Here is a 22,463-nt window from a genome sequence, read left to right on the forward strand (position 1 = left end):
GGTGTCACGGCTGTTGGAGCGGCTTGGCCATGCAGATGCTGCTCTCGTACTCCCGGTAGTGGCCGAACTTCCTCTCGCAGACCGTGTAGCCGCACGAGGTGTACAGCGCTATGGCCTCCGGCTGCTGGTCGCCGGTCTCCAGGACCATCCGGACGCGGCCCGCGGCCCGGGCGTCCTCCTCCAGGGCGGCGAGCATCCGGCGGGCCAGCCCCCGGCCGCGGCCCTCGGGGATCACGAACATCCGCTTGATCTCGGCGTCGCCGTCCTCGTAGCCCTCCGGGTTACGGTCCTGCGTCCGCCAGCCACCGGTCGCCACCGGGCGCTCCAGCTCGTCGTAGGCGAGCAGATACAGACCGCGCGGCGGATCGAACATGGCGGGGTCGAGGAATGTGACATCGCCCTCGTCGCCGTAGCGCTCGGCGTATTCGAGCTGGACCTGGTCGTTGAGTTTGACGGCGTCGGGGTGGTCGAAACGGGACGGACGGATATTCATGCCGAGTATCGTATATCTATGGGTAGGGGTGGGGTAGGTACTGTTTCTGGATGCTGACTGTTACATCTGTGAATGTTAATGGGCTCCGCGCCGCCGCGAAGAAGGGCTTCGTGGAATGGCTGGCGGGCACCGACGCCGATGTGGTCTGCCTCCAGGAGGTCCGCGCCGAGCCCGGCCAGCTGGCCGAGGCGGTCCGTACCCCCGAGGGCTGGCACACCGTGCACGCCCCCGCCGCCGCCAAGGGGCGCGCCGGGGTCTCCCTCTACTCCCGCCAGGCGCCGGAGCGGGTCCAGATCGGCTTCGGCGGGTACGACGTGCCCGGGGCCGAGGAGTTCGACGCGAGCGGCCGGTACGTCGAGATCGACCTCCCCGGCGTGACCGTCGCGAGCCTGTACCTGCCCTCCGGTGAGGTCGGCACGGAGCGGCAGGAGGAGAAGGAGCGCTTCATGGCGGCCTTCCTGCCCTACCTCCGGGGTCTGAAGGTGCGGGCGGCGGCGGACGGCCGCGAGGTCGTGGTCTGCGGCGACTGGAACATCGCCCACCAGGAGGCCGACCTGAAGAACTGGAAGGCCAACCAGAAGAGTTCCGGCTTCCTCCCTGAGGAGCGGGCCTGGCTGACCCGGGTCTTCGCGGAGGCCGCGTACGTCGATGTCGTACGGCTGCTGCACCCGGATGCCGAGGGACCGTACAGCTGGTGGTCCTACCGGGGGCGCGCCTTCGACAACGACGCGGGCTGGCGTATCGACTACCAGATCGCCACCCCGGGGCTCGCCGCGCGTGCGGTGAAGGCGTGGGTCGAGCGGGCCGCCACCCACGGCGAGCGCTGGAGCGACCACGCGCCGGTGACGGTCGTCTACGAGCGGTAGCGCCGAGCTGGGCTACGGGGGCGTTACGCCTTCGGAGGCTGTGTGCCGTCCTCGCGGCGCAGCCTCCGGTCCAGCGCCATCGACAGCTCCGCGTCCACCACCGCGCGGGCCAGCGGCCGCAGTTGGGCCGGTTCGGTCTCCGCGGCGTGGGCATGCAGGACGCGTACGAAGATTTCGGCGAGAGCGTCCGCGTGCTCGCGGACGCGGCGGCCCGAGGAGAGCACCGTGGCCAGCGGCACCCCTTCCCGTACGAGCTCCGCCGACACCTCCAGCAGGCGCCGGCTGATGTGGACGATCTCGTCCCCGTCGGTGGCGAGATAGCCCAGGTCCAGGGCGGTGGCCAGGTTCTCCGGGGTGACCTCGCCCTCGAAGTAGTCGGCGAGCTGTTCCGGGGTGAGCCGGACCGGGGTCTCCTCGGTCGGCTCACCCAGCCCCAGCACCTCGGCGACATCGCGCCCGCTCTCGAAGGTGGCGGCCAGATCCGCGATGCCGTTGAGGGTGTGGCCGCGCTCCAGCAGGCCCGTGATGGTCCGCAGGCGGGCCAGGTGGTGGTCGTCGTACCAGGCGATCCGGCCCTCGCGGCGGGGTGGCGGGATCAGGCCGCGCTCCCGGTAGAAGCGCAGGGTCCGCACGGTGATGCCGGCCTCCTCGGCCAGCTCCTCCATGCGGTATTCGCGGTGCTCGCGTCCGTCAGCCACAGGGGCACCCTATGTTGTACCGCCAGTAACTTTCCTCGGTCCGACCCCTACCCATCGGTACGAGCCTGCTCTACTCTCCGAACCATGCCAGTGATTGCTGGCGTAATCGCGTGACGTACCGCGGGGAGGCGGCAGCATGGCCCAGCAGGAACACGTACGTGTGGCGGTGATCGGTACCGGATTCGGGGGCCTCGGGGCCGCCGTCCGGCTGCGCCGCGAGGGCATCACCGATTTCGTCGTCCTGGAGCGGGCCGACTCGGTGGGCGGAACCTGGCGCGACAACAGCTATCCCGGCTGCGCCTGTGACGTGCCGTCCCACCTCTACTCCTTCTCCTTCGCGCCCAACCCCGACTGGCCGCGCACCTTCTCCGGCCAGGAGCACATCCGGGCCTACCTGGAGAGCGTCGCCGACACCTTCGGGCTCCGCCCGCACATCAGGCTGAACCACGAGGTGAAGCTGATGAGCTGGGACAAGGAGAACCTCTACTGGGTGATCGAGTCCGCCAACGGGTCGGTCCTGCGCGCGGATGTCGTCGTCTCCGCCACCGGGCCGCTCTCCGACCCCAAGATGCCCGACATACCCGGGCTCGACTCCTTCCCCGGCAAGGTCTTCCACTCCGCGCGCTGGGACCACGACTACGACCTGGCGGGCAAGCGGGTCGCGATGGTCGGAACGGGCGCCTCCGCCATCCAGATCGTCCCGGCGATCCAGCCGGAGACCGCGAAGCTCACGCTCTTCCAGCGCACGCCCCCGTGGGTCATGCCGCGCGTGGACCGCACGATCAGCAAGGCCGAGCGCGCACTGCACCGGGCGGTACCCGCAACCGGCACCGCACGCCGCGGACTGCTCTGGGGCATAAGGGAGTTGCAGGTCAGCGCGTTCACCAAGCACCCCGACCAGCTGGGCCTGGTGGAGAAGATAGCCAAGTCCAACATGGCGCGGTCCATCAAGGACCCGGCCCTGCGGGCCAAGTTGACCCCGGACTACCGCATCGGCTGCAAGCGCATCCTGCTCTCCAGCACCTACTACCCGGCCCTCGCCCAGCCCAATGTGGACGTCGTGGCCTCCGGGCTCAGCGAGATTCGCGGCTCCACCGTCGTCGCCGCCGACGGCAGTGAGGCCGAGGTCGACGCGATCATCTTCGGCACCGGCTTCCATGTGACGGACATGCCGATCGCGGAACGGGTCGTCGGTGAGGAGGGCATCACGCTCGCCGAGTCCTGGAAGGACGGGATGAACTCGCTGCGCGGCGCGACCGCCGCCGGGTTCCCCAACTGGATGACGATCATCGGCCCCAACACGGGGCTCGGCAACTCCTCGATGATCCTGATGATCGAGTCCCAGCTGAACTACATGGCCGACTACCTGCGCCAGTTGAACGTGCTCGGCGGCCGCGCGGCGCTCGGCGCCCGCTCCACCGCCGTCACCGCCTGGAACCACCGGGTCCAGGAGCGGATGAAGCGCACGGTGTGGAACACCGGCGGCTGCACCAGCTGGTACCTGGACGCGGAGGGCCGCAACACGACGGTCTGGCCGGGCACGACGGGGGAGTTCCGGCGGCAGACGCGGTCGGTGGACCTCGCGGAGTACGACGTCATCCGGGCCGGGAAGCCGGGCGCCGGGAGGCCGGGCGGGAGCGGGCTCGTACCGGAGCAGCCGGGGCGCGATGAGCGCGAGGCCGTGGAGACGGCGGAATCCGTGGGGTCCGGCGGCGGCGACGTCGTCGAGGAGGCCGCGCGATGAGCCGGCTCCTGCACCGCGACGACGCCCCACCCGTGCCGGCGAGCGAACTCTTCGTCACGTCCGCCGACGGCTCCCGCGTCCACGTCGAGCTGCACGGCCCCGAGGACGCCCCCGCTGTGGTCCTGGCCCACGGCTGGACCTGCAACACCCACTTCTGGGCCGCGCAGGTCCGGGACCTGGCCGCCGACCACCGCGTCATCGCCTATGACCAGCGCGGGCACGGCCTCAGCCCCGAGCCCGGCTCCGGCGGTTACAGCGTCAACGCGCTCGCCGACGACCTCGAAGCCGTACTCGCCGCCACCCTCGCCCCCGGGCGGAAGGCGGTGCTGGCCGGGCACTCCATGGGCGGGATGACGCTGATGGCCGCGGCCCGCAGACCCGGGCTGCGCGAGCACGCCGCCGCCGTCCTGCTCTGCTCCACCGGCAGCGGGCGACTGACCGCCGAGGCCCTCGTCCTGCCGCTGCGGGCGAGCGCGTTCCGGACCCGGATCACGGCCGCGGTCCTGGGGGCGAAGGCGCCGCTCGGGCCGGTCAACCCGGTCTCGAAGAGGCTCCTCAGGTACGCGACCATGGGCGCCGGTTCGGCCCCGGACCGGGTCGGCGTCTGCGCCCGGATCGTGCACGCCTGCCCGCGCCGCGCACGGGTGGGATGGGGTCACGTACTCGCCGAGCTGGACGTGACGGCGGACGTGCGGGAGCTGCGGGTGCCGACGGCGGTCATCGCCGGTACGGACGACCGGCTCACCCCGCCGGTCCACGCGCGCGCCATCGCGGCGGCGCTGCCGGTCGGGCTCGGGCTGACCGAGCTGGCCGGCATGGGGCACATGACGCCGGTGGAGGCCCCGGAGGCCGTCACGGCGAAGCTCAGGGAACTCACCACCCGGTACGTCGCAGCCCCGACGGCCGCCACGTCCGCCACGTCCGAGAAGGAGGATGTCGCATGAGCAGCAGGCGCAGTCTGGAGGGCCAGGTCGTCGTCGTCACCGGCGCGGCCCGGGGCGTGGGCGAGCTGCTGGCCCGCAAGCTGTCGGCGCGCGGAGCGACGCTGGCGCTCGTCGGCCTGGAGCCGGACGAGCTGAAGAAGGTCTCCGAGCGGCTGCACGGCGAGAGCGACCACTGGTTCGCCGACGTCACCGACCACGCGGCGATGGCGCAGGTGGCGCGTGAGGTCAAGGAGCGGTTCGGCAAGGTCGACGTGGTCGTCGCCAATGCGGGCGTCGCCTCGGGCGGCCCGTTCGCCGACTCGGACCCGGACGCCTGGCGGCGGGTCATCGAGGTGAACCTGATCGGCGGGGCGGTCACCGGGCGGGCGTTCCTGCCGGTGCTGATGGAGAGCCGCGGCTACTTCCTCCAGATAGCGTCCTTGGCCGCGATCACCCCGGCGCCGATGATGACGGCGTACTGCGCCTCCAAGTCGGGCGTGGAGGCGTTCGCGCACAGCCTGCGGGCCGAGGTCGGCCACAAGGGTGTCAAGGTCGGCGTCGGCTACCTCTCCTGGACCGACACCGACATGGTGCGCGGAGCCGACCAGGACGACGTGATGCGGGAGTTGCGCCAGCGGCTGCCGTGGCCGATGAACCGTACGTACCCGCTCGGCCCGGCCGTCGAGCGCATCGTGGACGGCATCGCGCGGCGCTCCCCGCACGTGTACGCCCAGGGATGGCTGCGCGGGATGCAGTCGGTCCGCGGCTACCTGCCCTCCGTCATCGCGTTCGGCGGACGGCGCGAGATGCGGCGCTTCGAGCCGCGGCTGCACACGGTGTCGAAGGGGCTTGTGGGGGCCGGGGGAGCAGCGGACCAGGACGCGCGTGCGGAGCGTGCTGACCGTACGTGACGTTCGGTAGCAGTCCGAAATGCGCGGGATGTCAGGGCGTGTAACGCTGAGCACGGCCCCGCTGGGGGCCATTCCACACGTACCTCAGGCATCCCACAGGAGTGAACAGCATGGGTATCGCAGACCAGTTCAAGGACAAGGCGCAGGACCTCGCCGACCAGGCCAAGCAGAAGGCCGGGCAGGGCAAGGACGAGGCCCAGCAGCGTGGCTCGAAGGGTCGCGACCGCAACCGCGACCAGGAGCACGGCTCCGACGCGTCGACCGGCCTGCGGGACCGGGCTCAGGACGCGAAGGACCAGGCGCGCGAGCGCTTCGACCGTTGACGGTCGCTGAGGTGTGACGCGTGCGCGCTGCGCTGTGCGCGTGCGTGCGCGTCGCGTCAGGAGGCGCATCCGGGTGACCGGATGCGCCTCCTTCTTGTTGCCCGGAGCTTGTCGCGAGGAGTTCGATCGAGTGCGGTACTGCTGTGCGTACGACGCATGGTCGGTGCGGGGGCCTGAGGGTCTTTGCCATCTTGCCCTGCACGGCGCCCTCCTGGACCGGCCGCGTACGGACGGGTCTCGTACGGACAAGAACCGTGCGGGCCAGCCGCGGGCGGACCGCCCCCGGGCGCGGCGGCTCTCGGCGGCGGCCGTCGGGCTGCCGCTGCTGGCCCTGCTGATCGGCGTGGCCATCGGTGCGGCGGTACAGGCCGTGGCACGTCACCGCCCGCGGGCCGCGCCCTGCGTTCTCCCCGTGGTGATGGCCGTGGCGATGGCGTCCCTGCTGCCCCAGGCGCTCGCCAAACGGTCCCCGGCGAGCCGGGTGGACGACGTCCTCACCGCCGGCTGGTCTCCCCGGACGCCTTCTCGGGCCTCCGGGACATAGCTCTGGCGCGGAGCCCCGAGGAATCCGGAACCCTGAAGGGCACGGAGTCACGGCCGGACCGGATACGGGCGGCGGTGCCGGCCCAGCGGCGGATCCTGCTGGTGACGGACGCACCCGGGGTGGCGCGGCCGCCCGCCGCCGAACGGGAGAGGGCGAAGGTCTCCGTGCTGCGGACCCACTTCAGGGCCGTGGCCGACGAACAGGCCCGGGGGCGCCGGGTGACGGTCTACGAGCGGCGTTCGGGAAACCCAAGCCCCTCCGGCGGCTGAGGAGCGGGCTCCGGAGCTCCGAGGCTCAGCGGCCCCGCGGCGGCAGCGGTGGTCGCCGCAGGTTGGGGGCCGTGTCGTACGACGGCGGTGTCGAGGCCGGGTGGGCCGCCAGGAGGTCCAGTGCCACCCGCACCGCGTCGTCCAGCACCGCGTACCGTCCCTCCGCCCAGTCCAGAGGGGTGCGCAGTGCCTTCACGTCCGGTTCCACACCGTGGTTCTCCACCGACCAGCCGTACGTGTCGAACCAGGCGGCGTTCATCGGGACCGTGATCACGGTGCCGTCACCCAGGCGGTGTCGGCCGGTCATGCCGACCACTCCGCCCCACGTCCGCTGGCCCACCACCGGGCCCAGCCTCAGCAGCCGGAACGCGGCGGTGATCATGTCACCGTCGGAGGAGGTCGCCTCGTCGGCCAGGGCCACCACCGGGCCCCGGGGCGCGTTGGACGCGTAGCTCACCGCCTGGGCGTTGCGGGTCAGGTCCCAGCCGAGGATCTTGCGGGTGAGCTTCTCCACGACCAGCTCGCTGATGTGGCCGCCCGCGTTGCCCCGTACGTCCACGATCAGCGCGGGGCGGGAGACCTCCAGGCGCAGGTCCCGGTTGAACTGGGCCCAGCCGGATCCGCCCATGTCCGGGATGTGCAGGTAGCCGCACTTGCCGCCGCTCAACTCCCGTACGACGTCACGCCGCTTGGCCACCCAGTCCTGGTAGCGCAGGGGGCGCTCGTCCACCAGGGGCATGATCGCCACCCGGCGCGAGGGCCCGCCGCCCGCCGGGGTGAACGTCAGCTCCACCGTGGTGCCGCCCGCCGCCGTCAGCAGCGGGAACGGGCCCGTCACCGGGTCCACCGGGCGGCCGTCCACGTGGGTGAGGACCGCGCCCTCCCTGATCCCCGTACCGGCCAGCGGCGAACGGGCCTTGGAGTCGGAGGAGTCGCCGGGCAGGATGCGCTGGAGCGTCCAGGCGCCGTCCCGGCAGACCAGGTTGGCGCCGAGCAGCCCGATCGCCCGCTGGTAGTGCGGCGGGCCCTCGTTGCGGCGGGCGGGGGAGACGTACGCGTGCGAGGTGCCCAGCTCGCCCAGCACCTCGCGCAGCAGGTCCGCGAACTCGTCGGGGGAGGCGACCCGTTCGACCAGCGGGCGGTACTGGTCCAGCACCCCGCCCCAGTCGATGCCGCACATGTCCGGCTCCCAGAAGTAGGAGCGGATGATCCGGCCCGCCTCCCCGTACGCCTGGCGCCACTCCGCCCCCGGGTCGACCTCGTGCAGGATGCGGCGCAGGTCCAGATAGACCGTGGAGTCGGTGTCGCCCGGTTCGGTCGCGGGCAGGGCGCGCAGCTCGCCGTCGTCCATCACCACCAGGCGGGAGCAGTCGCCGCTGACCGCGAACCAGTCGAGGTGGTCGACCAGTTCGGTCTTACGGGCCTTCGCGATGTTGAAGTGCTCCAGCGTCGGCCGCCCCGACATGTCGGCCGGGTTCGCGAACGTCTCGCCCAGCGCCCCCGAGATCGGCCACCGCAGCCAGACCAGACCGCCGCCGCTCACCGGGTGCAGCGCCGAGTACTTGGAGGCGGAGACCGGGAACGGCGTGACCCGGCTCTCCAGGCCCTCGAACTCCACCATCACCGTCGAACCCTCCGACGTACCCCCTCCGTCCGGTACGTCCACCGGGTCGAGCCCGCCCGCCGCCGGGCGCCCGTCCGGGGAGAGCGCGAAGGGTGACGGGGTCGCGGAGGAGAGCGGGACCAGGTACGGGCGGCAGCCGAGCGGGAAGGAGAGGTCGCCGGTGTGGACGTCGTACACCGGGTCGAAGCCCCGCCAGGACAGGAACGCGAGGTAGCGGCCGTCCTCCGTGAAGACCGGGTTCTCGTCCTCGAAGCGGCCGTTGGTGACGTCCACGATCACGGGGGCGCCGGGGCCGGAGATCCGGGCCAGCTTGATCTGCCGCAGCGAGCGGCCGATGCCCGGGTGCGACCAGGTCAGCCAGTCGCCGTCGGGCGAGAAGGCCAGGTCGCGGACGGGCCCGTTGACCGAGCGGATCAGCTCGGTGAGGCCGGGGTGTTCGTCGACCGGGGCCGCGCTGTCCAGGAGGGCCGCGCCGGTCGCCGCGTAGAGGTCGGCGCGGGTGGAGCCGTTGGGACCCCTGTCCTCGGACGCCGCAGGTTCCGCCTCTCCCGTGTCCAGGAGCAGCAGCCGGCCGTCGTTCGAGGCGATGGCGAGGCGTTCGCCGTCCGGGTCGGAGATCATCTCCTGCACCCGGCCCAGCTGCCCCGAGGCGAGCCGGCGCGGGGCGCGGTCGCCACTGGCGCGCGGCAGGTAGGCGATCTCCACCGCGTCCTCGCCGTCCGCGTCGGTGACGTACGCGACCTGGCCCCCGCTGCCGAGCATCTCCGGCAGCCGCACCCGCACCCCCGGGGTGTCGCTGATGGTGCGGGCGGGGCCGTCGCGGTGGGTGAGCCAGTAGAGGCTGCCGCGCACGGTGACGGCGCTGGCCCGGCCCGTCTCGTCGACGGAGAGCGAGTCGACGTTGCTGGCGGCGGGCACCTGGTGGCGGCGCCGGCCGGTGCGCGGCCCGCCGAGCCGTACCTCCAGCTTGCGCGGGGTGGCGTCCGGCGACTCCAGGTCGTCGACCAGCCAGAGGTCGCCGGCGCACTGGTAGACGACGCGGTGGCCGTCGCTGGAGGCGTTGCGGGCGTAGAAGGCGTCGTGGTCGGTGTGGCGGCGCAGACCGGTGCCGTCGGTCCGGCAGGAGTAGAGGTTGCCGACACCCTCGTGGTCGGAGAGGAACGCGATGCGGCGGCCGACGAACATCGGCGAGGCGAGGTGGCCGTCGATGTCCGGCAGCAGCCGCTCGCCGTGCAGCCAGAGGCGGCCCATGGCCCCGCCCCGGTAGCGCTTCCAGGCGGCCGGTTCGTGCGGGGGCGTCCCGGTGAGGAGCAGGGTGCGGCGTTCGCCGTCGATGTCGGCGACCGCGATGTCGGAGACCGGGCCCCAGGGGAGCCGCCCGCCCGGGCTGCCGTCGGTGGGGAGGCTGTAGGCCCAGGAGAAGTAGGAGAACGGCTGGTTGTGCGAGGAGACGGCGAGGATCTGGGCGGTGTCGGCCGGATCGGGACTCCAGCCGCAGACCCGGGCATCGGTCGAGCCCCAGTAGGTGAGCCGGCGGGCCGGGCCGCCGTCGGCCGGGGCGAGGTGGATCTCGGGGTCGAGCGTGCGCCAGGTCGTGTAGGCGACGGAGGTGCCGTCGGGCGAGAAGCGTGGATGGCTGACCCGGGTCCGGTCGACGGTCACCCGCCAGGCCCGTCCCGGCCGGTGGCCCGCCGGCGCGAGGGGGGAGACCCACAGGTCGTCCTCGGCGGCGAAGCAGAGCATGTCCTGGTGGAGGTGCGGGAACCGGAGATACGCGACGTCGTCACTCACCCCTCAATGCTTTCCGCGCGAGGGGCCCGGGGCAACTTGTGGTGCAGCCCACAAGCGAAACGATTTCGTTTCGCTGGGCGGCGGGGGTACGGTTCACGTGTACGAAACGGTTTCGTTCGATGCTGAACGGGACTCCGGCCCGGCGGGCAGAAGCGCGAGGCCCGGTGGACAGAAGCGCGGAGGAGGTCGGCACATGGCACGCACGAGGCTGACACCCGAGCGTGAGGGAGAGCTCTACGAGTCCGTCCTCGACCTGCTCCGCGAGGTCGGCTACGACGCCCTGACCATGGACGCCGTCGCCGCCCGCGCCCGGTCCAGCAAGGCCACTCTCTACCGCCAGTGGGGCTCCAAGCCCGAACTGGTGGCCAGAGCGCTGCGGCACAGCAAGCCGGGGAGCCTCGCCGACATCGACACCGGTTCGCTGCGTGGGGACTTCCATGCGGCGCTGAGCCGGACCGACGACTGCCAGATGGAGAAGGACGCCGCGCTGATGCGGGGTCTGAGCCATGCCGTCCATGAGTACCCCGAGCTGCTCCAGGCCCTGCGTGAGCTGCTGATCGAGCCGGAGATGACCGGCCTCGACCAACTGCTGCAACGGGCGGTGGACCGGGGTGAGCTGCGCGCCGACAACCCGGCGCTGAAGTACATCCCGCACATGCTGGTCGGCGCGCTGGCCGCCCGGCAGCTGATCGAGGACCGCCCGCTCGACCAGGCGTTCCTCATCGATTACACGGACTCCGTGATCCTCCCCGCTCTCGGAGTCTGACGCCCCGCCCTGATGTCCTCCTGACGTCCCCGTCCCACCCGCACGGCCCTCTCCCCGACCCTGACCCTGACACGCCGCTCTCGTCGTCGGGCTGGTTCCTCACGCCCAATTCCACCCACACGACCTGACCGGGAGTACGCCTCCGTGGCCACTTTTCTCTACAAGCTCGGACGGCTCGCCTTCCGGCGCCGCCGCTATGTCGCCCTCGTCTGGGTGGCACTGCTGGCGCTCGCCGGATTCGGCGCGGCCTCCGCGTCCACCGCCACCTCCAGTTCCTTCTCCATCCCCGGTACGGAGGCGCAGCGCGCCTTCGACCTGCTGGAACAGCGCTTCCCCGGCACCAGTGCCGACGGGGCCACCGCCCGGGTCGTCTTCAAGGCGCCCGAGGGCGAGAAGGTGACCGACTCGGCCAACAAGAGCGAGATCCAGGGCATCGTCAAGGAGCTGGGCTCCGGCTCCGGCCAGATCGCCAAGGTCGACGATCCGTTCGAGGTCCAGGCCGTGAGCAAGGACGGTTCGACGGCGTACGTCTCGGTGTCCTACAAGGTCAACTCCATGGAGCTGACCGACAGGACGACGGACGCCCTGAAGGGCGCGGGCAAGGACGCGCAGAACAGCGGCATGACGGTGGAGATCGGCGGTGACGCGCTCCAGGTCATGCCGCACACCGGGGCCGCCGAGATCATCGGCGTCGCCATCGCCGCCGTCGTCCTGGTCATCACCTTCGGCTCGCTGATAGCGGCCGGGCTGCCGCTGCTGACCGCCCTGATCGGGGTCGGTATCGGGGTCTCGCTGATCACGGCGCTGGCCAACGTCCTGGACCTCGGCTCCACCACCTCGACGCTCGCCATGATGATCGGCCTCGCGGTCGGCATCGACTACGCCCTCTTCATCGTCTCCCGCTACCGCGCCGAACTGGCCGAGGGCCGGGAGCGTGAGGAGGCCGCCGGACGGGCTGTCGGTACGGCCGGCTCCGCCGTCGTCTTCGCGGGCCTGACCGTGGTCATCGCCCTGGTGGGCCTGGCCGTCGTCAACATCCCGATGCTGACGAAGATGGGCTTCGCCGCCGCCGGTACGGTCGCGATCGCCGTGGTCATCGCCCTCACCCTCGTCCCGGCCCTGCTGGGCTTCGCGGGCAAGCGGGTCATGGGCCGCAAGGCGCGCAAGGCCGCCGAGGCGGAGATGCGTCCCGAGGCCAAGCCGAACATGGGCACCCGCTGGGCGCGGTTCGTGCTGCGCAGGCCGGTCTGGGTCCTGCTGGTCGGCGTCCTCGGCCTCGGCGTCATCGCCGTACCGGCCGCCTCGCTGGAGATGGGCCTGCCCGACGACGGCGCCCAGCCGAAGTCGACCACGCAGCGCCAGGCGTACGATCTGCTCTCCGACGGCTTCGGCCCCGGCTTCAACGGCCCGCTCATGGTCGTCATGGACGGCAAGGGCAGCTCCGACCCCAAGGCCGCGGCCGCGCGGGTCGCCGAGGAGATCGAGGGGATCGGCGTCGTCGCCGTCACCCCGGCCAACTTCAACAAGGCCGGCGACACCGCGATGATCACGGTCATCCCGAAGGACCGGCCGTCCTCGCACGCCACGGAGGAGGTCGTCCACGACATCCGTGACATGGGCAAGGACATCAAGGCGGACACCGGGGCCGAGGTCCTGGTCACCGGCGCCACCGCGATGAACATCGACTTCTCGCAGAAGATGAACAACGCGCTGCTGCCCTACCTGGCGCTCGTCGTCGGCCTCGCGTTCCTGCTGCTGATGCTGGTCTTCCGCTCGATCCTCGTCCCGCTGAAGGCGGCCCTCGGCTTCCTGCTCTCGGTGGTCGCGGCCCTCGGCGCGGTCGTCGCCGTCTTCCAGTGGGGCTGGCTCGGCTCGCTCTTCGGGGTCGAGCAGACCGGTCCGATCATGAGCATGATGCCGATCTTCATGGTCGGTGTGGTCTTCGGTCTCGCGATGGACTACGAGGTCTTCCTCGTCACCCGGATGCGCGAGGCGTACGTCCACGGCGAGAGCCCCGGCCAGGCCATCGTGACCGGCTTCAAGCACGGCGCACGGGTGGTCACGGCAGCGGCGGTGATCATGATGGCGGTCTTCGCGGGCTTCATCGGATCCAGCGAGCAGATGATCAAGATGATCGGCTTCTCGCTCGCCATCGCCGTCCTGTTCGACGCGTTCGTGGTGCGCATGGCGATCGTGCCGGCGGTCCTGGCCCTGCTGGGCAAGCGGGCGTGGTGGCTGCCGCGCTGGCTGGACCGGGCACTGCCCAACGTGGACGTGGAGGGCGAGAAGCTGCGGAAGCAGCTGACGGAGGAGACCGCCGGTTCCGGCTCCGAGGGCGGTGACGGCGGCGAGCGCGAGCTCGTACGCGTCTGAGCCCGCCCGGGCCGTCCGGACCAGTTGTACGTGGGGACTCCGCGGAGCCGTTCGAGTCCTCCATGAGCCCCGGGGCCGCGTAGGAGCGGAGCGCGGCCCCGGAAGCGCCGGTTACCTGTGGGGACGGGGGACCGGGGCGCGAAGAAGACCCCCGTGCGATGAGCACGGGGGTCTTCTTCGCCTGCGTCACGGGGGCCTTCCCCGCCTGCGTCCGGTCTCAGCCGCGGGCCGCCGGCGCGTCCCGCTCCGGGCGGGTGGCGGCGGAGGCGGTGGTCGTGGTGCGGGACGGGCGCTTCTCGGCGGTCCCGTCCGCCGCTGGGGCCTGCGCGCGGGTGCGGGCGAGGAAGCGGATCAGCGTCCTGATCTCGAACTGGAACACCTCGACCCCGTCCGTCGAGTGCAGCTCCACGATCAGCTGCGTACGGCCGCAGGGCCAGACGCGGACCGCCCCCCGCTCGATCGGGGTGCGCAGACCGCGTTCCAGGAGGTCGCGGCCGAACGCCCAGTCGGTGCCGTCGGGCAGGGCGATGTGGACGGTGCGCGGATCGTCGGCGGCGTCGTAGCGCAGGTCGACCGGGACCGGGCGGGTCAGAGGGCCATCGGTGATGAGCCGGGCGCGTGCATGTTCTTCGATCACAGGGGACATGGGCCGGCTCCTCCTATATCGATCCTTCTGCCCTCTAATGTCCCATATTTCACGGAACTGGCGCGGTGGGTGTCTGCTCACCGTTACAGCGGGTGAGGTCCAGGGCCTCGTCGACGGTGGATGCCGCGCAGATGCCGGCGCCAGCTCGTGCCTATGGTTCGCAGGAGAGCACCACTGTTGATGGCTCCCATGCATGTACCCGATGCTTTCATCGATGCACCTGTCTCCGTCGCCGCCGGGGTGTTCGCCACGGGCGCGGTCGCCGTCAGCCTCCGTGGCGCGCGCCGCGAACGGGGCGAGCGCCCGAAATGCCGCGCTCGTTGGACGTCACGGTGCTGATGGTCACCCACGACCTGCCGTACGCGCTGGAGCTCTGCCCGCGCGCGGTGATCCTCGGTGAGGGCGTGATCGTCGCCGACGGACGTACGCAGGAGCTCCTCTGCGACGAGGAGTTGACGCGCGCGCACCGGTTGGAGCTGCCGTTCGGCTTCGACCCGAGGGCGGTGACCGTTCCATCGCCGTGAACAGCTCGTGACGGCCTGAAGGGACCCGGCGACCCGCCCACCGCGCACCCCACCCGGCCGTGCACCATGGGGGGATGAGTGGGAGCGCGGGCGCGGGCACAGCGGCGGGTACGGGAGCGGGCGTGGACGTGAGCGTGGACGTACGGGGGACGGTGGACCCCGGGTTCGAATCGGTCCGGGACGCCTTCGTCCGGAACTTCGAGCAGCGGGGCGAGCGCGGCGCGGCCGTCGCCGTCTACCGGGACGGGCGCAAGGTCGTCGACCTGTGGGCCGGCACGAGGGACGTGGACGGCACCGAACCGTGGGCCGTCGACACCGTCCAGATCGTGCGCTCGGCGGGCAAGGGCATCGCCGCCGCCGTCCCCCTACTCCTCCACCAGCGCGGGCAGGTGGACCTGGACGCCCCGGCCTCCACCTACTGGCCGGAGTTCAAGGCGAACGGCAAGGAACGCGTCCTGGTCCGCGACCTCCTGGCCCACCGCGCCGGGGTCCCGGCCCTGGACCGCGCCCTCACGCCCGCCGAGGCCGCGGACGGAGTCTCCGGGCCGGCGGCCGTCGCGGCCCAGCGCCCGGAGTGGGAGCCGGGCACGGACCACGGCTACCACGCCCAGACGTACAGCTGGCTCATCGGCGAGCTAGTCCGCCGCGCGACCGGCCGCACCATCGGCCGCTGGATCGCGGAGGAGATCGCGCGCCCGCTCGGCCTGGACTTCTGGTTCGGGCTCCCGGCCGACGAGGCCCACCGCATCGGCCGCATCGGCCCGGTGGAGCCCCCGGCCCCGGCGGAGGCCTCCGGCTCCCTGCGCGTACGCCCCAAGCGCTCGGTCGTCGACGCCTACCGCGACCCGGGCTCGCTGACCCGCCGTGCCTTCGGGGCGATCGACCCGCTGCCCGACGAGAACGACGCCGCCTACCGTACGGCGGAACTCCCCGCCTCCAACGGCATCGCGACCGCCCGGGGCCTCGCCCACTGCTACGCCGCGATGATCGGCCCGGTCGACGGCCACCGCCGCCTGTTCGCCCCCGCCACCCTCACCCTGGCCCGCACGGAGGAGTCGGCGGGCCCCGACCGGGTCCTCGTCGTCAACACCCGGTTCGGCCTCGGCTACATGCTGCACGGCCCGGCGGCCCCGCTGCTGGGCCCTGGCTCGTTCGGCCACCCCGGCCGGGGCGGCTCGCTCGGCTTCGCGGACCCGGAGTCGGGCGTCGCGCTGGGCTACGTCACCAACGGCCTCCAGAAGGGAGTCACCGCCGACCCCCGTGCCCAAGCGCTGGTCAGGGCAGTACGGTCGGCGCTATGACACCCGCAACGCCTGGGACACGAGCCCGCTTCGATGGATACAGCGTCCTGATCACCGCCGCCGGCCAGGGCATCGGCGCGGCAACGGCCCACCGCCTGGCGGCGGAAGGGGCTTCCGTCCTCGTCACCGACCTGGACGCCAAGCGCGCGTCCGACACGGCGGCGGCGATACGGGAGGCGGGCGGCACGGCCGACTCCCTGGCCTGCGACGTGGCGGACCGGACGGCGGTGGAGGCGGCGGTGGCGTACGCGGTCGAGACCTTCGGCCGCCTGGACGTCCTGGTCAACAACGCGTACGCGGCGAGCGACGACGCCGAGCTCTTCGAGGACGAGCCGGACGAGACCTGGGAACGCGACCTGGACATCACCCTCTCCGGCCCGTTCCGCTGTGCCCGCGCCGCGCTGCCGCACCTGGTGGCCTCGGGCCGGGGCGCGATCGTCACCATCGGCTCGGTCAACGGTGAGCAGGACTTCGGCGGCCACGCGTACAGCGCCGCGAAGGCGGGCCTGACGAGCCTGACCCGTACGCTGGCGGGCCACGCGGGCCCGCGCGGCGTACGGGTCAACCTGGTGGCCCCCGGCACGATCCGCACCGACGCCTGGTCGGGCCGCGACGCGGAGTTGGAGCGCGCCGCCGCGCTCTACCCGCTCGGCCGGGTCGGCACCCCCGAGGACATCGCGTCCGCCGTCGCCTTCCTCGCTTCCTCCGACGCGTCGTGGATCACGGGGACGACGCTGCGGGTGGACGGCGGGATCCTGGCGGTGAACACGGGCTTCCGCCAGGCGATGACGCCGCCGTAATTCCCTGGCCGGGCGCCGCACGCCGCTCTACCCTCCCCGCATGATCATCACGTACGGACACACCGACAAGGCGGGCCGCCCCGTCACCCTCCACGAGGTGGACGCGGACAACTGGCGGGCGGTCGCCGACTGTGCCCCCCGCGACGACCAGCGCGACTGGGTCCCGGCCCTGGCCGCCCGCTACCTCGTCCTGACGGCCCGCGAGGACACCTGGAACTCCCTGGCGGTCCTGGCCGGCGACGAGGTGGCCGGCCACATCATGTGGGGGAGGGACGAGGACGGCTCGCACTGGGTGGGCGGCATGCTGATCGACGCCGCCCACCAGGCCCGGGGCATCGGCGCAGCCGCCGTACGCACCCTGACGACCTGGCTCTCCGCCCGCCCGGGCTCCACGGCCGTCCGCCTCTCCTACGCCCCGTCCAACGAGGCCGCCGCCCGCCTCTACGCCTCGCTCGGCTTCCGCCCGACGGGGGTGGAGGAGGACGGGGAGGTGGTGGCGGAGTGGGCGGGGTGATCAGTCCGTGGCTTTGGGATGCCCGGTGCCCGCGTAGGTGATCCACACGGTGCGGCCGACGGGGTCGATCACGTACCAGATGCGCCCACCGCCGGTACCCTCGTACTGCCAGCGTTCGAGCTCCTGGCCCTTGAGAACGGTGCTTCCGAGCTTGCCCTTGAGGCGGTGCTGACGCTGAGGGTGGTCGTGGGAGGCGGGGGCGGCGCGCAGCGCGTCGAAAGCGCGGCGTAAGTTGCCTGCCGCGTGACGGCTGAGGTGTTCCCAGCCGTCACGCGGCCTCGCTGTTGGCGAACCGGAGGTCGTACTCATCACCGACCGGCGGCGGTGCCGCCCGGTCTCCGCGCCTAGGGCTCACTCGGCGGCGCCAGGTGCTGGAACAGGGCCGAGACCGCCCTCGTGGTCACGGGTGAGGATTGCGAGGAGGGCAGGGTCGCCGTAGACCTCCGCGCTGTGCCGCCACTGCGTGAGCAGCAGGGCGATGGCAGCCAGATTGCCGAGCGCCACGGCCCCGCTCGCCGTGGCCACCAGCTCGGAGATCAGGGTGTCGATGTCGGCTTCCGGCAGGAAGGTGGTCCACGGCAGCGCCTCGGGCAGCGCCTGGTGGAGGGCATCGATGTTTCCCGTGCGGACGAGACCGGTCAGCAGGCGGGCAGTGAAGTCCACCACCGTGGCGTCCCGCTCCATCTGGTCGACACGCATCAGGGCGAGGTCCTCGGCGTCGCGCCGCCTCAGGCGCAGCGCACGGACGGAGTCCGGTCGGCGCGTGGTGACAGCCGGTCTGCAACGAGGACAGGAACAGGGACGAGGACAAGGGCAAGGGCTCGGCCGCAGCCGCAGCCGCGACACCGTCGAGCGGTCCATAGGCGGGTCGCTCAACGTCGGTGCCCACGGCCCCGGCGCCTCCAGCGATCTCTCGCAGGTCATGCGGCGGATGGCCGAGAACGCCCGCGCGGGCGACACCACCGACAAGGCCGAGGACATAGCCCTGGCCGCCGAACGGGAGCGCACCCTCTACCAAGCGGTCAGGGACTTCCGCCTCGCGGCCCGCAGCACGCTCGGTAAGGCCGAGTGACGCCACGCTCAGGCGGCGGCCTGTGCGGTCCCGTGTGCGTTCCGGCAGTCGCGGCAGCGGCCGGGGGTGGGGGCTCGGAAGGCACGTTCGCAGCCGTCGCAGGTCTGGAACGGGGTCACGGCGATGCGTGGGCGCGCGGGAGCGGCAAGGTCGTCGGCGCCGGGGAGGGGTGAGGGGAGGAGCACGGTGAGGCGGTGTTTGAGGAGTTTGGCGGGGTGGTGGAGAGGCTGGGGCAGGTCGTTGGTGAGGGTGTGGCGGATGGTGTCGGGGTGGGCGTCGCGTTCCAGCCAGGTGGCGACGGCGGGGGCGAGTTGGCGGATGTCGTTCTCGGAGAGGACGAGCTGGTGTGCGTGGCGGCGGAGGTCGCTGAGGAGCGCGGTGGCCGCACGGTCCAGTTCGGCGGTGAGCTCGCGGGGCTGGGGGACGGGCGGGGGCGGCTGCCTGGGTGCGGTGGGCGGCGGGACGAGCGTGACGAAGGGGACGTGATCCTGCGGGGCGGGCGCTTCGGGTGCCTGCTCCTGCTGTACGTCGGTGAGCTGTACCTGTGGCGGAGGCGCCACAGCCCGGGGCCGTACCAGCGCCGCAGGCTGGTTGCAGAAGACCGTGCGGGTGACGATCCGGCCGTTGGGCAGGCGGGTGCGGGCCCGTTGCAGGTAGCCGTAGGCTTCCAGCTCGCGCAGGGCGGCGGCGATGAGCTTCTCACCTTCGGGGAAGCGGGCTGCGAGCGCCTTGACGCCGACCTCGGTGCCCTGGGGCAGCGACTGGATGCGTACGGCGAGGCCCACGGCGGTGGTGCTGAGGGTGGGGTGCTGGGCGAGGTGGTTGCCGACGACGGTGAAGCGGTCGGTGTGCCGGATGACGACGTGGATCACGCCACGGGCCGGGAGAGGCCCGGGAAGCTCTGTCAGGGCGCGCGTGAGCGCAGTATTCTGCGGGGTATCCATCGGGAAGCTGTCTCTTCCTTGGTGGTCAGGCCCTCGATCGGGATTGCAGTCCCGGCCGGGGGCCGACGTATGTGCTGGTCTGGTGGCGTGAGCATATGCCGGGCAACCGGTGCGAAATCCAGCTCAGTTGGCAAACCTCACCCGTGTGGGTGACGCGCTCCCCGGGACGCGTCAGGTGCAGGACGGGTGGGGTGGGGTGGGGTTCTTTCTCCTGGTTCTTTGAGTAGTTGATGTCCCGCGTCGCCGCGTCGCGGTCGCGCACGATCCGGTGGGCGGGTTTTGCGGGTTACCGGATCGCGCCCGCGCACGATGTGGTCGGGATCGTCACCGTACGAGGTCGATCTCGGCCCAGACGGTCTTGCGCGGTACGGGTCCGGGGACGATGCCCCAGTGGTCCGCCAGGGCCTCCACGATGAGGAGCCCGCGCCCGTGCTCCGCGTGATCGTCCTCGGGCGCCTTGACGGCACCCGGCCCGGGCGGAACGCTGTCGCCCCGGGTGTCGGTGACCTCGATCCGCAGCCTTTGTCCGCTGACGGCGAGGCCGAGTTGGAAGTCCCGGCCCCGTACGCGGCCGTGGACCGAGGCGTTCGCCGCCAGCTCGGCGACGATGTGCGCGGCCGACTCCGAGGGGAGCCCCCAGGCGCCGAGATGGGCGACGGTGAGCAGCCGGGCGAGCCGGGCGCCTCGGCGGGTGGGGGAGAGAAGGACGGTGAAGGCCTTTTCGGTGGAGGCGTGTTGGGAGTAGAGGATCTCTTGATTCATGTCACTCAGCGTGGCCATCTCTGCGTACCGTGAACAGTGACGGAGCCCTTGCGTACGGTGAGTGTCCGGGGCTTGTCCCGTGTTGTCTTGGCTGTCTGGAGTGACGTGCCGGGAACGGTCGCTGTTGAGGGAAGAACGGCACGCACGTCGGAAGTGGGTCTCGCATGAGCGTGGTTGGTGACGGTACGGGGCGCGGGGACGCCGGGGTGGACGAGCCCGGCTGGGAGGTCGACCCGGACGACGAGCCGGGCGCCGCGGTGGTCGCCGCCGTGGGCCGCCAGATCAAGGCGTGGCGCGAGGCGGCGGGAATGCGGGCGGCGGAGTTCGGGACGGCGATGGGGTACAGCGAGGACCTCATCTACAAGGTGGAGGGCGGCCGGCGCATCCCCCGCCCGGAGTTCATGGACGGCGCGGACGGTGTGCTGGGGGCGGAGGGCAAGCTCGCGGCGATGAAGGCGGACATCGCGGAGGTGCGGTATCCGAAGAAGATCCGGGAGCTGGCCAAGCTGGAGGCCGCGGCGGTGGAGCTCTCGGCATATGGCAGTCACAACATTCACGGCCTCTTGCAGACCGAAGAGTACGCGCGGGCGCTGTTCGGGATGCGGAGGCCCGCCTTCTCACAGGACGAGGTGGATAGGCTGGTGGCCGCTCGTGTGGCCAGGCAGTCCGTCTTCAGCCGCTCGCCTGCCCCGGAACTCAGCTTTGTCCAGGAAGAGGTGACTCTGCGGCGCCACCTCGGGGGCAGAATGGTGTGGCGCCGTCAGCTCGAACGCCTCCTGGAAGTGAGCGAGATGCGTAGCGTCGAGATTCAGGTGATGCCGACCAACCGCGACGAGCATGCCGGAATGGGCGGAGAGATGCAGGTGCTGAAGTTCAAGGACGGCTCGGCGGTGGGACGTTCCGAGGGTGACTTCGGCAGTCGACCGGTCTCCGATCCGAAGTACCTCCGGATCATTGAGCTGCGGTGTGGCATCATCCGGGCGCAGGCTCTCAACCCAAGGGAGTCGCGAGCCTTCATCGAGCAAGTGCTGGGAGAGACATGATCGGCGAGACCTCTGCCGGGGACGCATCCGAGCTGGCGTGGTTCAAGAGCAGCTACAGCGACAGCAGCAACAGCAACGAGTGCGTCGAGGTCGCGACCGCCCCGGACGCCGTCCTCGTCCGCGACTCCAAGCACGCCCACGGCCCCCACCTCGCCCTCACCCCCGCAGCGTGGGCCGGCTTCGTCCCGTACGCCGCAAGGCGCTGATTCCTGGCCCCGCCACTATGATGCGGGCAACGCGTCGCGACAGGCGCTGGTGTGCCGGGAAGCCTGGTCGGCGTCGGAGGGACAGCCGTCCCTCCGCCTGCCGAGCCCCGGGAAGGCGTCCGTCGTGGCCGAGAGCCTGCACCAGCGAGCGAGACCTCCGCATCCACCGCCCCTGAAGAGGCCTCGTTCCCGCGGTGGCCGGTGAAGCCGCCTCAGAGCCGGCGACGGCCTGACGCGCACGTACCGGGGGAAGCGGGGAGCTCCCCTTCGGCCCGTGCCCAGACGTATCCCGGCTACGAAGCCCTGCTGGCCAGGGCCGCGGCGACGGGCCAGGAGCCTGACGCGGCCGAGGTGGAGCGGCTCCGTTCCTTCGGCGAGCAGGCTGCCGTCAGCGGCACCACGTTGCGGGCCCTGGTCGTGCACCACCTCACCCGGACGCGGGCCGCCTGGCCGGCCGGGGCCACAGGCGCCGATCGCGTGCTCGCCGCCGTGCAACTGACAGTCGAAGCGCTCTGCGAGGGTTACGAACGAGCCCAGCAGCTCGCCGTCCGGGAACAGGAGGCGGCACGCCGGGAGTTCATCGACGACCTGTTGTACGGGCGCGGCGAGCCGGTGTTCCTGGCCGAACGCGCGGAACAGTTCGGGCTGCGGTTCTCCCACGCCCATGCCGTGGCCGTCGCCGAAGGCCCCGCCCCCTATGCCGAGGGGGACCCGGTCCCCCGTCGTGTGGAGAGCGCCGTCAACGGTCGTTTCGGCGAACGCAGCATCCTCCTCACCACCAAGGACGGCCGGCTGGTCTGCATCGCGCCCGGGGACCAGCAGGACGTCCTCACGTACTTCGCCAAGCAGGCCTACGCCGCGACGGACGGCGGACGGGCCGCGATCGGACGGCCGCACCCCGGTGCGGGGGGCGTCGGCCACTCGTACCAGGAAGCCCTCCAGGCCCTGGATGTCGCAAGCCGCCTCGGTCTGGAGGACCCGGTGCTGTACGCGGCGGGTCTTCTCGTCTACCCGGTGCTGACGCGGGACCGTCAGGCCATGGCGGATCTGGTCCGGACCACCCTCGGGCCCCTCCTCAAGGCCCGTGGGGGCCCGGAGCACCACCTCGCGACCCTCACCGCCTACTTCGACGCGGGCTGCGTGACCACTCAGGCGGCCCGGCACCTCTCCTTGAGCGTCCGTGCACTCACGTACCGCCTGGAGCGCATCCACCAGCTCACCGGATCCGACCCGACCGACCCTCGGCACCGCTACACCCTGCAGACAGCAGTCATCGGAGCGCGCATCCTCGACTGGCCCGCGCGCGCGTCGTAGACGACCCGGTGC

The 22,463-nt window shown here is 71.7% G+C and carries 24 protein-coding genes and 2 pseudogenes; 18 read left to right on the forward strand and 8 right to left on the reverse strand.

Features of this window, described 5'->3' with window-relative positions; translation table 11 throughout:
- Positions 1–4 precede the first annotated feature (4 nt).
- Positions 5–493, reverse strand: a complete 489-nt coding sequence (locus ABZ154_RS10370) for a GNAT family N-acetyltransferase (protein WP_356830934.1) — start codon at positions 491–493, stop codon at positions 5–7.
- A gap of 50 nt (positions 494–543) precedes the next feature.
- On the opposite strand from ABZ154_RS10370, the gene ABZ154_RS10375 reads away from it, so the two are divergent.
- Positions 544–1,359 carry an exodeoxyribonuclease III gene (locus ABZ154_RS10375; protein ID WP_356830936.1) on the forward strand — a complete coding sequence of 272 codons (816 nt, stop codon included), beginning with the start codon at positions 544–546 and terminating at the stop codon, positions 1,357–1,359.
- A gap of 23 nt (positions 1,360–1,382) precedes the next feature.
- On the opposite strand, the gene ABZ154_RS10380 is transcribed toward ABZ154_RS10375, so the two are convergent.
- Positions 1,383–2,024 (reverse strand): MerR family transcriptional regulator, encoded by a 642-nt coding sequence (locus tag ABZ154_RS10380; RefSeq protein WP_326707803.1) that lies wholly within the window; start codon positions 2,022–2,024, stop codon positions 1,383–1,385.
- A gap of 169 nt (positions 2,025–2,193) precedes the next feature.
- Between ABZ154_RS10380 and ABZ154_RS10385 the strand changes: the two genes are divergently transcribed.
- The 6 genes from ABZ154_RS10385 to ABZ154_RS10410 all read left to right on the forward strand — a co-directional run bounded on the left by ABZ154_RS10385 (position 2,194) and on the right by ABZ154_RS10410 (position 6,771).
- Positions 2,194–3,801 carry an NAD(P)/FAD-dependent oxidoreductase gene (locus ABZ154_RS10385; RefSeq protein ID WP_356830938.1) on the forward strand — a complete coding sequence of 536 codons (1,608 nt, stop codon included), beginning with the start codon at positions 2,194–2,196 and terminating at the stop codon, positions 3,799–3,801.
- Positions 3,798–4,745, forward strand: a complete 948-nt coding sequence (locus ABZ154_RS10390) for an alpha/beta fold hydrolase (protein ID WP_356830940.1) — start codon at positions 3,798–3,800, stop codon at positions 4,743–4,745. The genes ABZ154_RS10385 and ABZ154_RS10390 overlap by 4 nt, the downstream gene beginning before the upstream one ends.
- Entirely contained in the window at positions 4,742–5,635 is an 894-nt protein-coding gene (locus ABZ154_RS10395) for an SDR family oxidoreductase (RefSeq protein WP_356830942.1), read from the forward strand. The genes ABZ154_RS10390 and ABZ154_RS10395 overlap by 4 nt, the downstream gene beginning before the upstream one ends.
- A gap of 110 nt (positions 5,636–5,745) precedes the next feature.
- On the forward strand, positions 5,746–5,958 hold the full coding sequence (locus tag ABZ154_RS10400; protein WP_356830944.1) for a hypothetical protein: 213 nt from the start codon (positions 5,746–5,748) through the stop codon (positions 5,956–5,958).
- A 130-nt stretch (positions 5,959–6,088) separates the two neighbouring features.
- Positions 6,089–6,502, forward strand: coding sequence for a hypothetical protein (locus tag ABZ154_RS10405; protein WP_356830946.1), 414 nt, complete (start codon positions 6,089–6,091; stop codon positions 6,500–6,502).
- A 101-nt stretch (positions 6,503–6,603) separates the two neighbouring features.
- Entirely contained in the window at positions 6,604–6,771 is a 168-nt protein-coding gene (locus ABZ154_RS10410) for a hypothetical protein (RefSeq protein WP_356830948.1), read from the forward strand.
- Positions 6,772–6,796: 25 nt separating this feature from the next.
- Here the strand turns inward: ABZ154_RS10410 and ABZ154_RS10415 are convergent, their stop codons facing one another.
- On the reverse strand, positions 6,797–10,186 hold the full coding sequence (locus ABZ154_RS10415; RefSeq protein WP_356830950.1) for a S41 family peptidase: 3,390 nt from the start codon (positions 10,184–10,186) through the stop codon (positions 6,797–6,799).
- 193 nt (positions 10,187–10,379) lie between these two features.
- On the opposite strand from ABZ154_RS10415, the gene ABZ154_RS10420 reads away from it, so the two are divergent.
- Together ABZ154_RS10420 and ABZ154_RS10425 are read left to right on the forward strand one after the other, a co-directional pair.
- On the forward strand, positions 10,380–10,952 hold the full coding sequence (locus ABZ154_RS10420; protein ID WP_356830952.1) for a TetR/AcrR family transcriptional regulator: 573 nt from the start codon (positions 10,380–10,382) through the stop codon (positions 10,950–10,952).
- A gap of 144 nt (positions 10,953–11,096) precedes the next feature.
- Positions 11,097–13,325 carry an MMPL family transporter gene (locus tag ABZ154_RS10425; RefSeq protein ID WP_356830954.1) on the forward strand — a complete coding sequence of 743 codons (2,229 nt, stop codon included), beginning with the start codon at positions 11,097–11,099 and terminating at the stop codon, positions 13,323–13,325.
- 217 nt (positions 13,326–13,542) lie between these two features.
- Here the strand turns inward: ABZ154_RS10425 and ABZ154_RS10430 are convergent, their stop codons facing one another.
- The gene (locus ABZ154_RS10430) at positions 13,543–13,971 is read right to left on the reverse strand and encodes an SsgA family sporulation/cell division regulator (protein ID WP_356830956.1); all 429 of its coding nucleotides are present in this window, start codon (positions 13,969–13,971) and stop codon (positions 13,543–13,545) included.
- A 189-nt stretch (positions 13,972–14,160) separates the two neighbouring features.
- Here ABZ154_RS10430 and ABZ154_RS10435 point away from each other — a divergent pair.
- From ABZ154_RS10435 to ABZ154_RS10455, 5 genes and pseudogenes are all read left to right on the forward strand, one after another.
- Positions 14,161–14,274, forward strand: a pseudogene (locus tag ABZ154_RS10435) (cobalt ABC transporter permease); the annotation flags it as partial.
- Between the two features lie 2 nt (positions 14,275–14,276).
- Positions 14,277–14,495: pseudogene (locus tag ABZ154_RS10440) on the forward strand (cobalt ABC transporter ATP-binding protein); the annotation flags it as partial.
- Positions 14,496–14,629: 134 nt separating this feature from the next.
- The gene (locus ABZ154_RS10445) at positions 14,630–15,796 is read left to right on the forward strand and encodes a serine hydrolase domain-containing protein (protein WP_356831008.1); all 1,167 of its coding nucleotides are present in this window, start codon (positions 14,630–14,632) and stop codon (positions 15,794–15,796) included.
- Positions 15,793–16,596, forward strand: coding sequence for an SDR family NAD(P)-dependent oxidoreductase (locus ABZ154_RS10450; RefSeq protein WP_356830958.1), 804 nt, complete (start codon positions 15,793–15,795; stop codon positions 16,594–16,596). The genes ABZ154_RS10445 and ABZ154_RS10450 overlap by 4 nt, the downstream gene beginning before the upstream one ends.
- A gap of 40 nt (positions 16,597–16,636) precedes the next feature.
- Positions 16,637–17,110, forward strand: a complete 474-nt coding sequence (locus tag ABZ154_RS10455; protein ID WP_356830960.1) for a GNAT family N-acetyltransferase — start codon at positions 16,637–16,639, stop codon at positions 17,108–17,110.
- Here ABZ154_RS10455 and ABZ154_RS10460 read toward each other — a convergent pair whose 3' ends face one another.
- Complete coding sequence (locus ABZ154_RS10460; RefSeq protein ID WP_356830962.1) at positions 17,111–17,419, reverse strand: hypothetical protein; 309 nt, start codon at positions 17,417–17,419, stop codon at positions 17,111–17,113. It abuts the gene before it with no gap.
- A gap of 42 nt (positions 17,420–17,461) precedes the next feature.
- Positions 17,462–17,809, reverse strand: a complete 348-nt coding sequence (locus ABZ154_RS10465) for a hypothetical protein (RefSeq protein ID WP_356830964.1) — start codon at positions 17,807–17,809, stop codon at positions 17,462–17,464.
- A gap of 64 nt (positions 17,810–17,873) precedes the next feature.
- On the opposite strand from ABZ154_RS10465, the gene ABZ154_RS10470 reads away from it, so the two are divergent.
- On the forward strand, positions 17,874–18,182 hold the full coding sequence (locus tag ABZ154_RS10470) for a hypothetical protein (RefSeq protein WP_356830966.1): 309 nt from the start codon (positions 17,874–17,876) through the stop codon (positions 18,180–18,182).
- 8 nt (positions 18,183–18,190) lie between these two features.
- Here ABZ154_RS10470 and ABZ154_RS10475 read toward each other — a convergent pair whose 3' ends face one another.
- Together ABZ154_RS10475 and ABZ154_RS10480 are read right to left on the reverse strand one after the other, a co-directional pair.
- Positions 18,191–19,126 (reverse strand): hypothetical protein, encoded by a 936-nt coding sequence (locus ABZ154_RS10475; protein WP_356830968.1) that lies wholly within the window; start codon positions 19,124–19,126, stop codon positions 18,191–18,193.
- Positions 19,127–19,450: 324 nt separating this feature from the next.
- Positions 19,451–19,888, reverse strand: a complete 438-nt coding sequence (locus ABZ154_RS10480; RefSeq protein ID WP_356830970.1) for an ATP-binding protein — start codon at positions 19,886–19,888, stop codon at positions 19,451–19,453.
- Positions 19,889–20,052: 164 nt separating this feature from the next.
- Between ABZ154_RS10480 and ABZ154_RS10485 the strand changes: the two genes are divergently transcribed.
- From ABZ154_RS10485 to ABZ154_RS10495, 3 genes are all read left to right on the forward strand, one after another.
- A complete protein-coding gene (locus ABZ154_RS10485) occupies positions 20,053–20,931 on the forward strand; it encodes a helix-turn-helix transcriptional regulator (protein ID WP_356830972.1) in 879 nt (292 codons plus the stop codon).
- Positions 20,928–21,137, forward strand: a complete 210-nt coding sequence (locus ABZ154_RS10490) for a DUF397 domain-containing protein (protein ID WP_356830974.1) — start codon at positions 20,928–20,930, stop codon at positions 21,135–21,137. Before ABZ154_RS10485 ends, ABZ154_RS10490 begins: the two co-directional genes overlap by 4 nt.
- A 303-nt stretch (positions 21,138–21,440) precedes the next feature.
- Positions 21,441–22,451: a helix-turn-helix domain-containing protein gene (locus ABZ154_RS10495; RefSeq protein ID WP_356831010.1), complete on the forward strand. Its 1,011-nt coding sequence runs from the start codon at positions 21,441–21,443 to the stop codon at positions 22,449–22,451.
- The last annotated feature ends 12 nt before the right edge of the window (positions 22,452–22,463 follow it).

Source organism: Streptomyces sp. NPDC006261, assembly GCF_040613515.1.
Lineage (GTDB): Bacteria > Actinomycetota > Actinomycetes > Streptomycetales > Streptomycetaceae > Streptomyces.

Bases quoted from the DNA above. Each gene is read 5' to 3' on its own strand.
- ABZ154_RS10370 (WP_356830934.1), bottom strand. From the start codon at position 493: ATGAATATCCGTCCGTCCCGTTTCGACCACCCCGACGCCGTCAAACTC.
- ABZ154_RS10375 (WP_356830936.1), top strand. From the start codon at position 544: ATGCTGACTGTTACATCTGTGAATGTTAATGGGCTCCGCGCCGCCGCG.
- ABZ154_RS10380 (WP_326707803.1), bottom strand. From the start codon at position 2,024: ATGGAGGAGCTGGCCGAGGAGGCCGGCATCACCGTGCGGACCCTGCGC.
- ABZ154_RS10385 (WP_356830938.1), top strand. From the start codon at position 2,194: ATGGCCCAGCAGGAACACGTACGTGTGGCGGTGATCGGTACCGGATTC.
- ABZ154_RS10390 (WP_356830940.1), top strand. From the start codon at position 3,798: ATGAGCCGGCTCCTGCACCGCGACGACGCCCCACCCGTGCCGGCGAGC.
- ABZ154_RS10395 (WP_356830942.1), top strand. From the start codon at position 4,742: ATGAGCAGCAGGCGCAGTCTGGAGGGCCAGGTCGTCGTCGTCACCGGC.
- ABZ154_RS10400 (WP_356830944.1), top strand. From the start codon at position 5,746: ATGGGTATCGCAGACCAGTTCAAGGACAAGGCGCAGGACCTCGCCGAC.
- ABZ154_RS10420 (WP_356830952.1), top strand. From the start codon at position 10,380: ATGGCACGCACGAGGCTGACACCCGAGCGTGAGGGAGAGCTCTACGAG.
- ABZ154_RS10430 (WP_356830956.1), bottom strand. From the start codon at position 13,971: ATGTCCCCTGTGATCGAAGAACATGCACGCGCCCGGCTCATCACCGAT.
- ABZ154_RS10450 (WP_356830958.1), top strand. From the start codon at position 15,793: ATGACACCCGCAACGCCTGGGACACGAGCCCGCTTCGATGGATACAGC.
- ABZ154_RS10455 (WP_356830960.1), top strand. From the start codon at position 16,637: ATGATCATCACGTACGGACACACCGACAAGGCGGGCCGCCCCGTCACC.
- ABZ154_RS10460 (WP_356830962.1), bottom strand. From the start codon at position 17,419: ATGAGTACGACCTCCGGTTCGCCAACAGCGAGGCCGCGTGACGGCTGG.
- ABZ154_RS10465 (WP_356830964.1), bottom strand. From the start codon at position 17,809: ATGCGTGTCGACCAGATGGAGCGGGACGCCACGGTGGTGGACTTCACT.
- ABZ154_RS10475 (WP_356830968.1), bottom strand. From the start codon at position 19,126: ATGGATACCCCGCAGAATACTGCGCTCACGCGCGCCCTGACAGAGCTT.
- ABZ154_RS10480 (WP_356830970.1), bottom strand. From the start codon at position 19,888: ATGAATCAAGAGATCCTCTACTCCCAACACGCCTCCACCGAAAAGGCC.
- ABZ154_RS10485 (WP_356830972.1), top strand. From the start codon at position 20,053: ATGAGCGTGGTTGGTGACGGTACGGGGCGCGGGGACGCCGGGGTGGAC.
- ABZ154_RS10490 (WP_356830974.1), top strand. From the start codon at position 20,928: ATGATCGGCGAGACCTCTGCCGGGGACGCATCCGAGCTGGCGTGGTTC.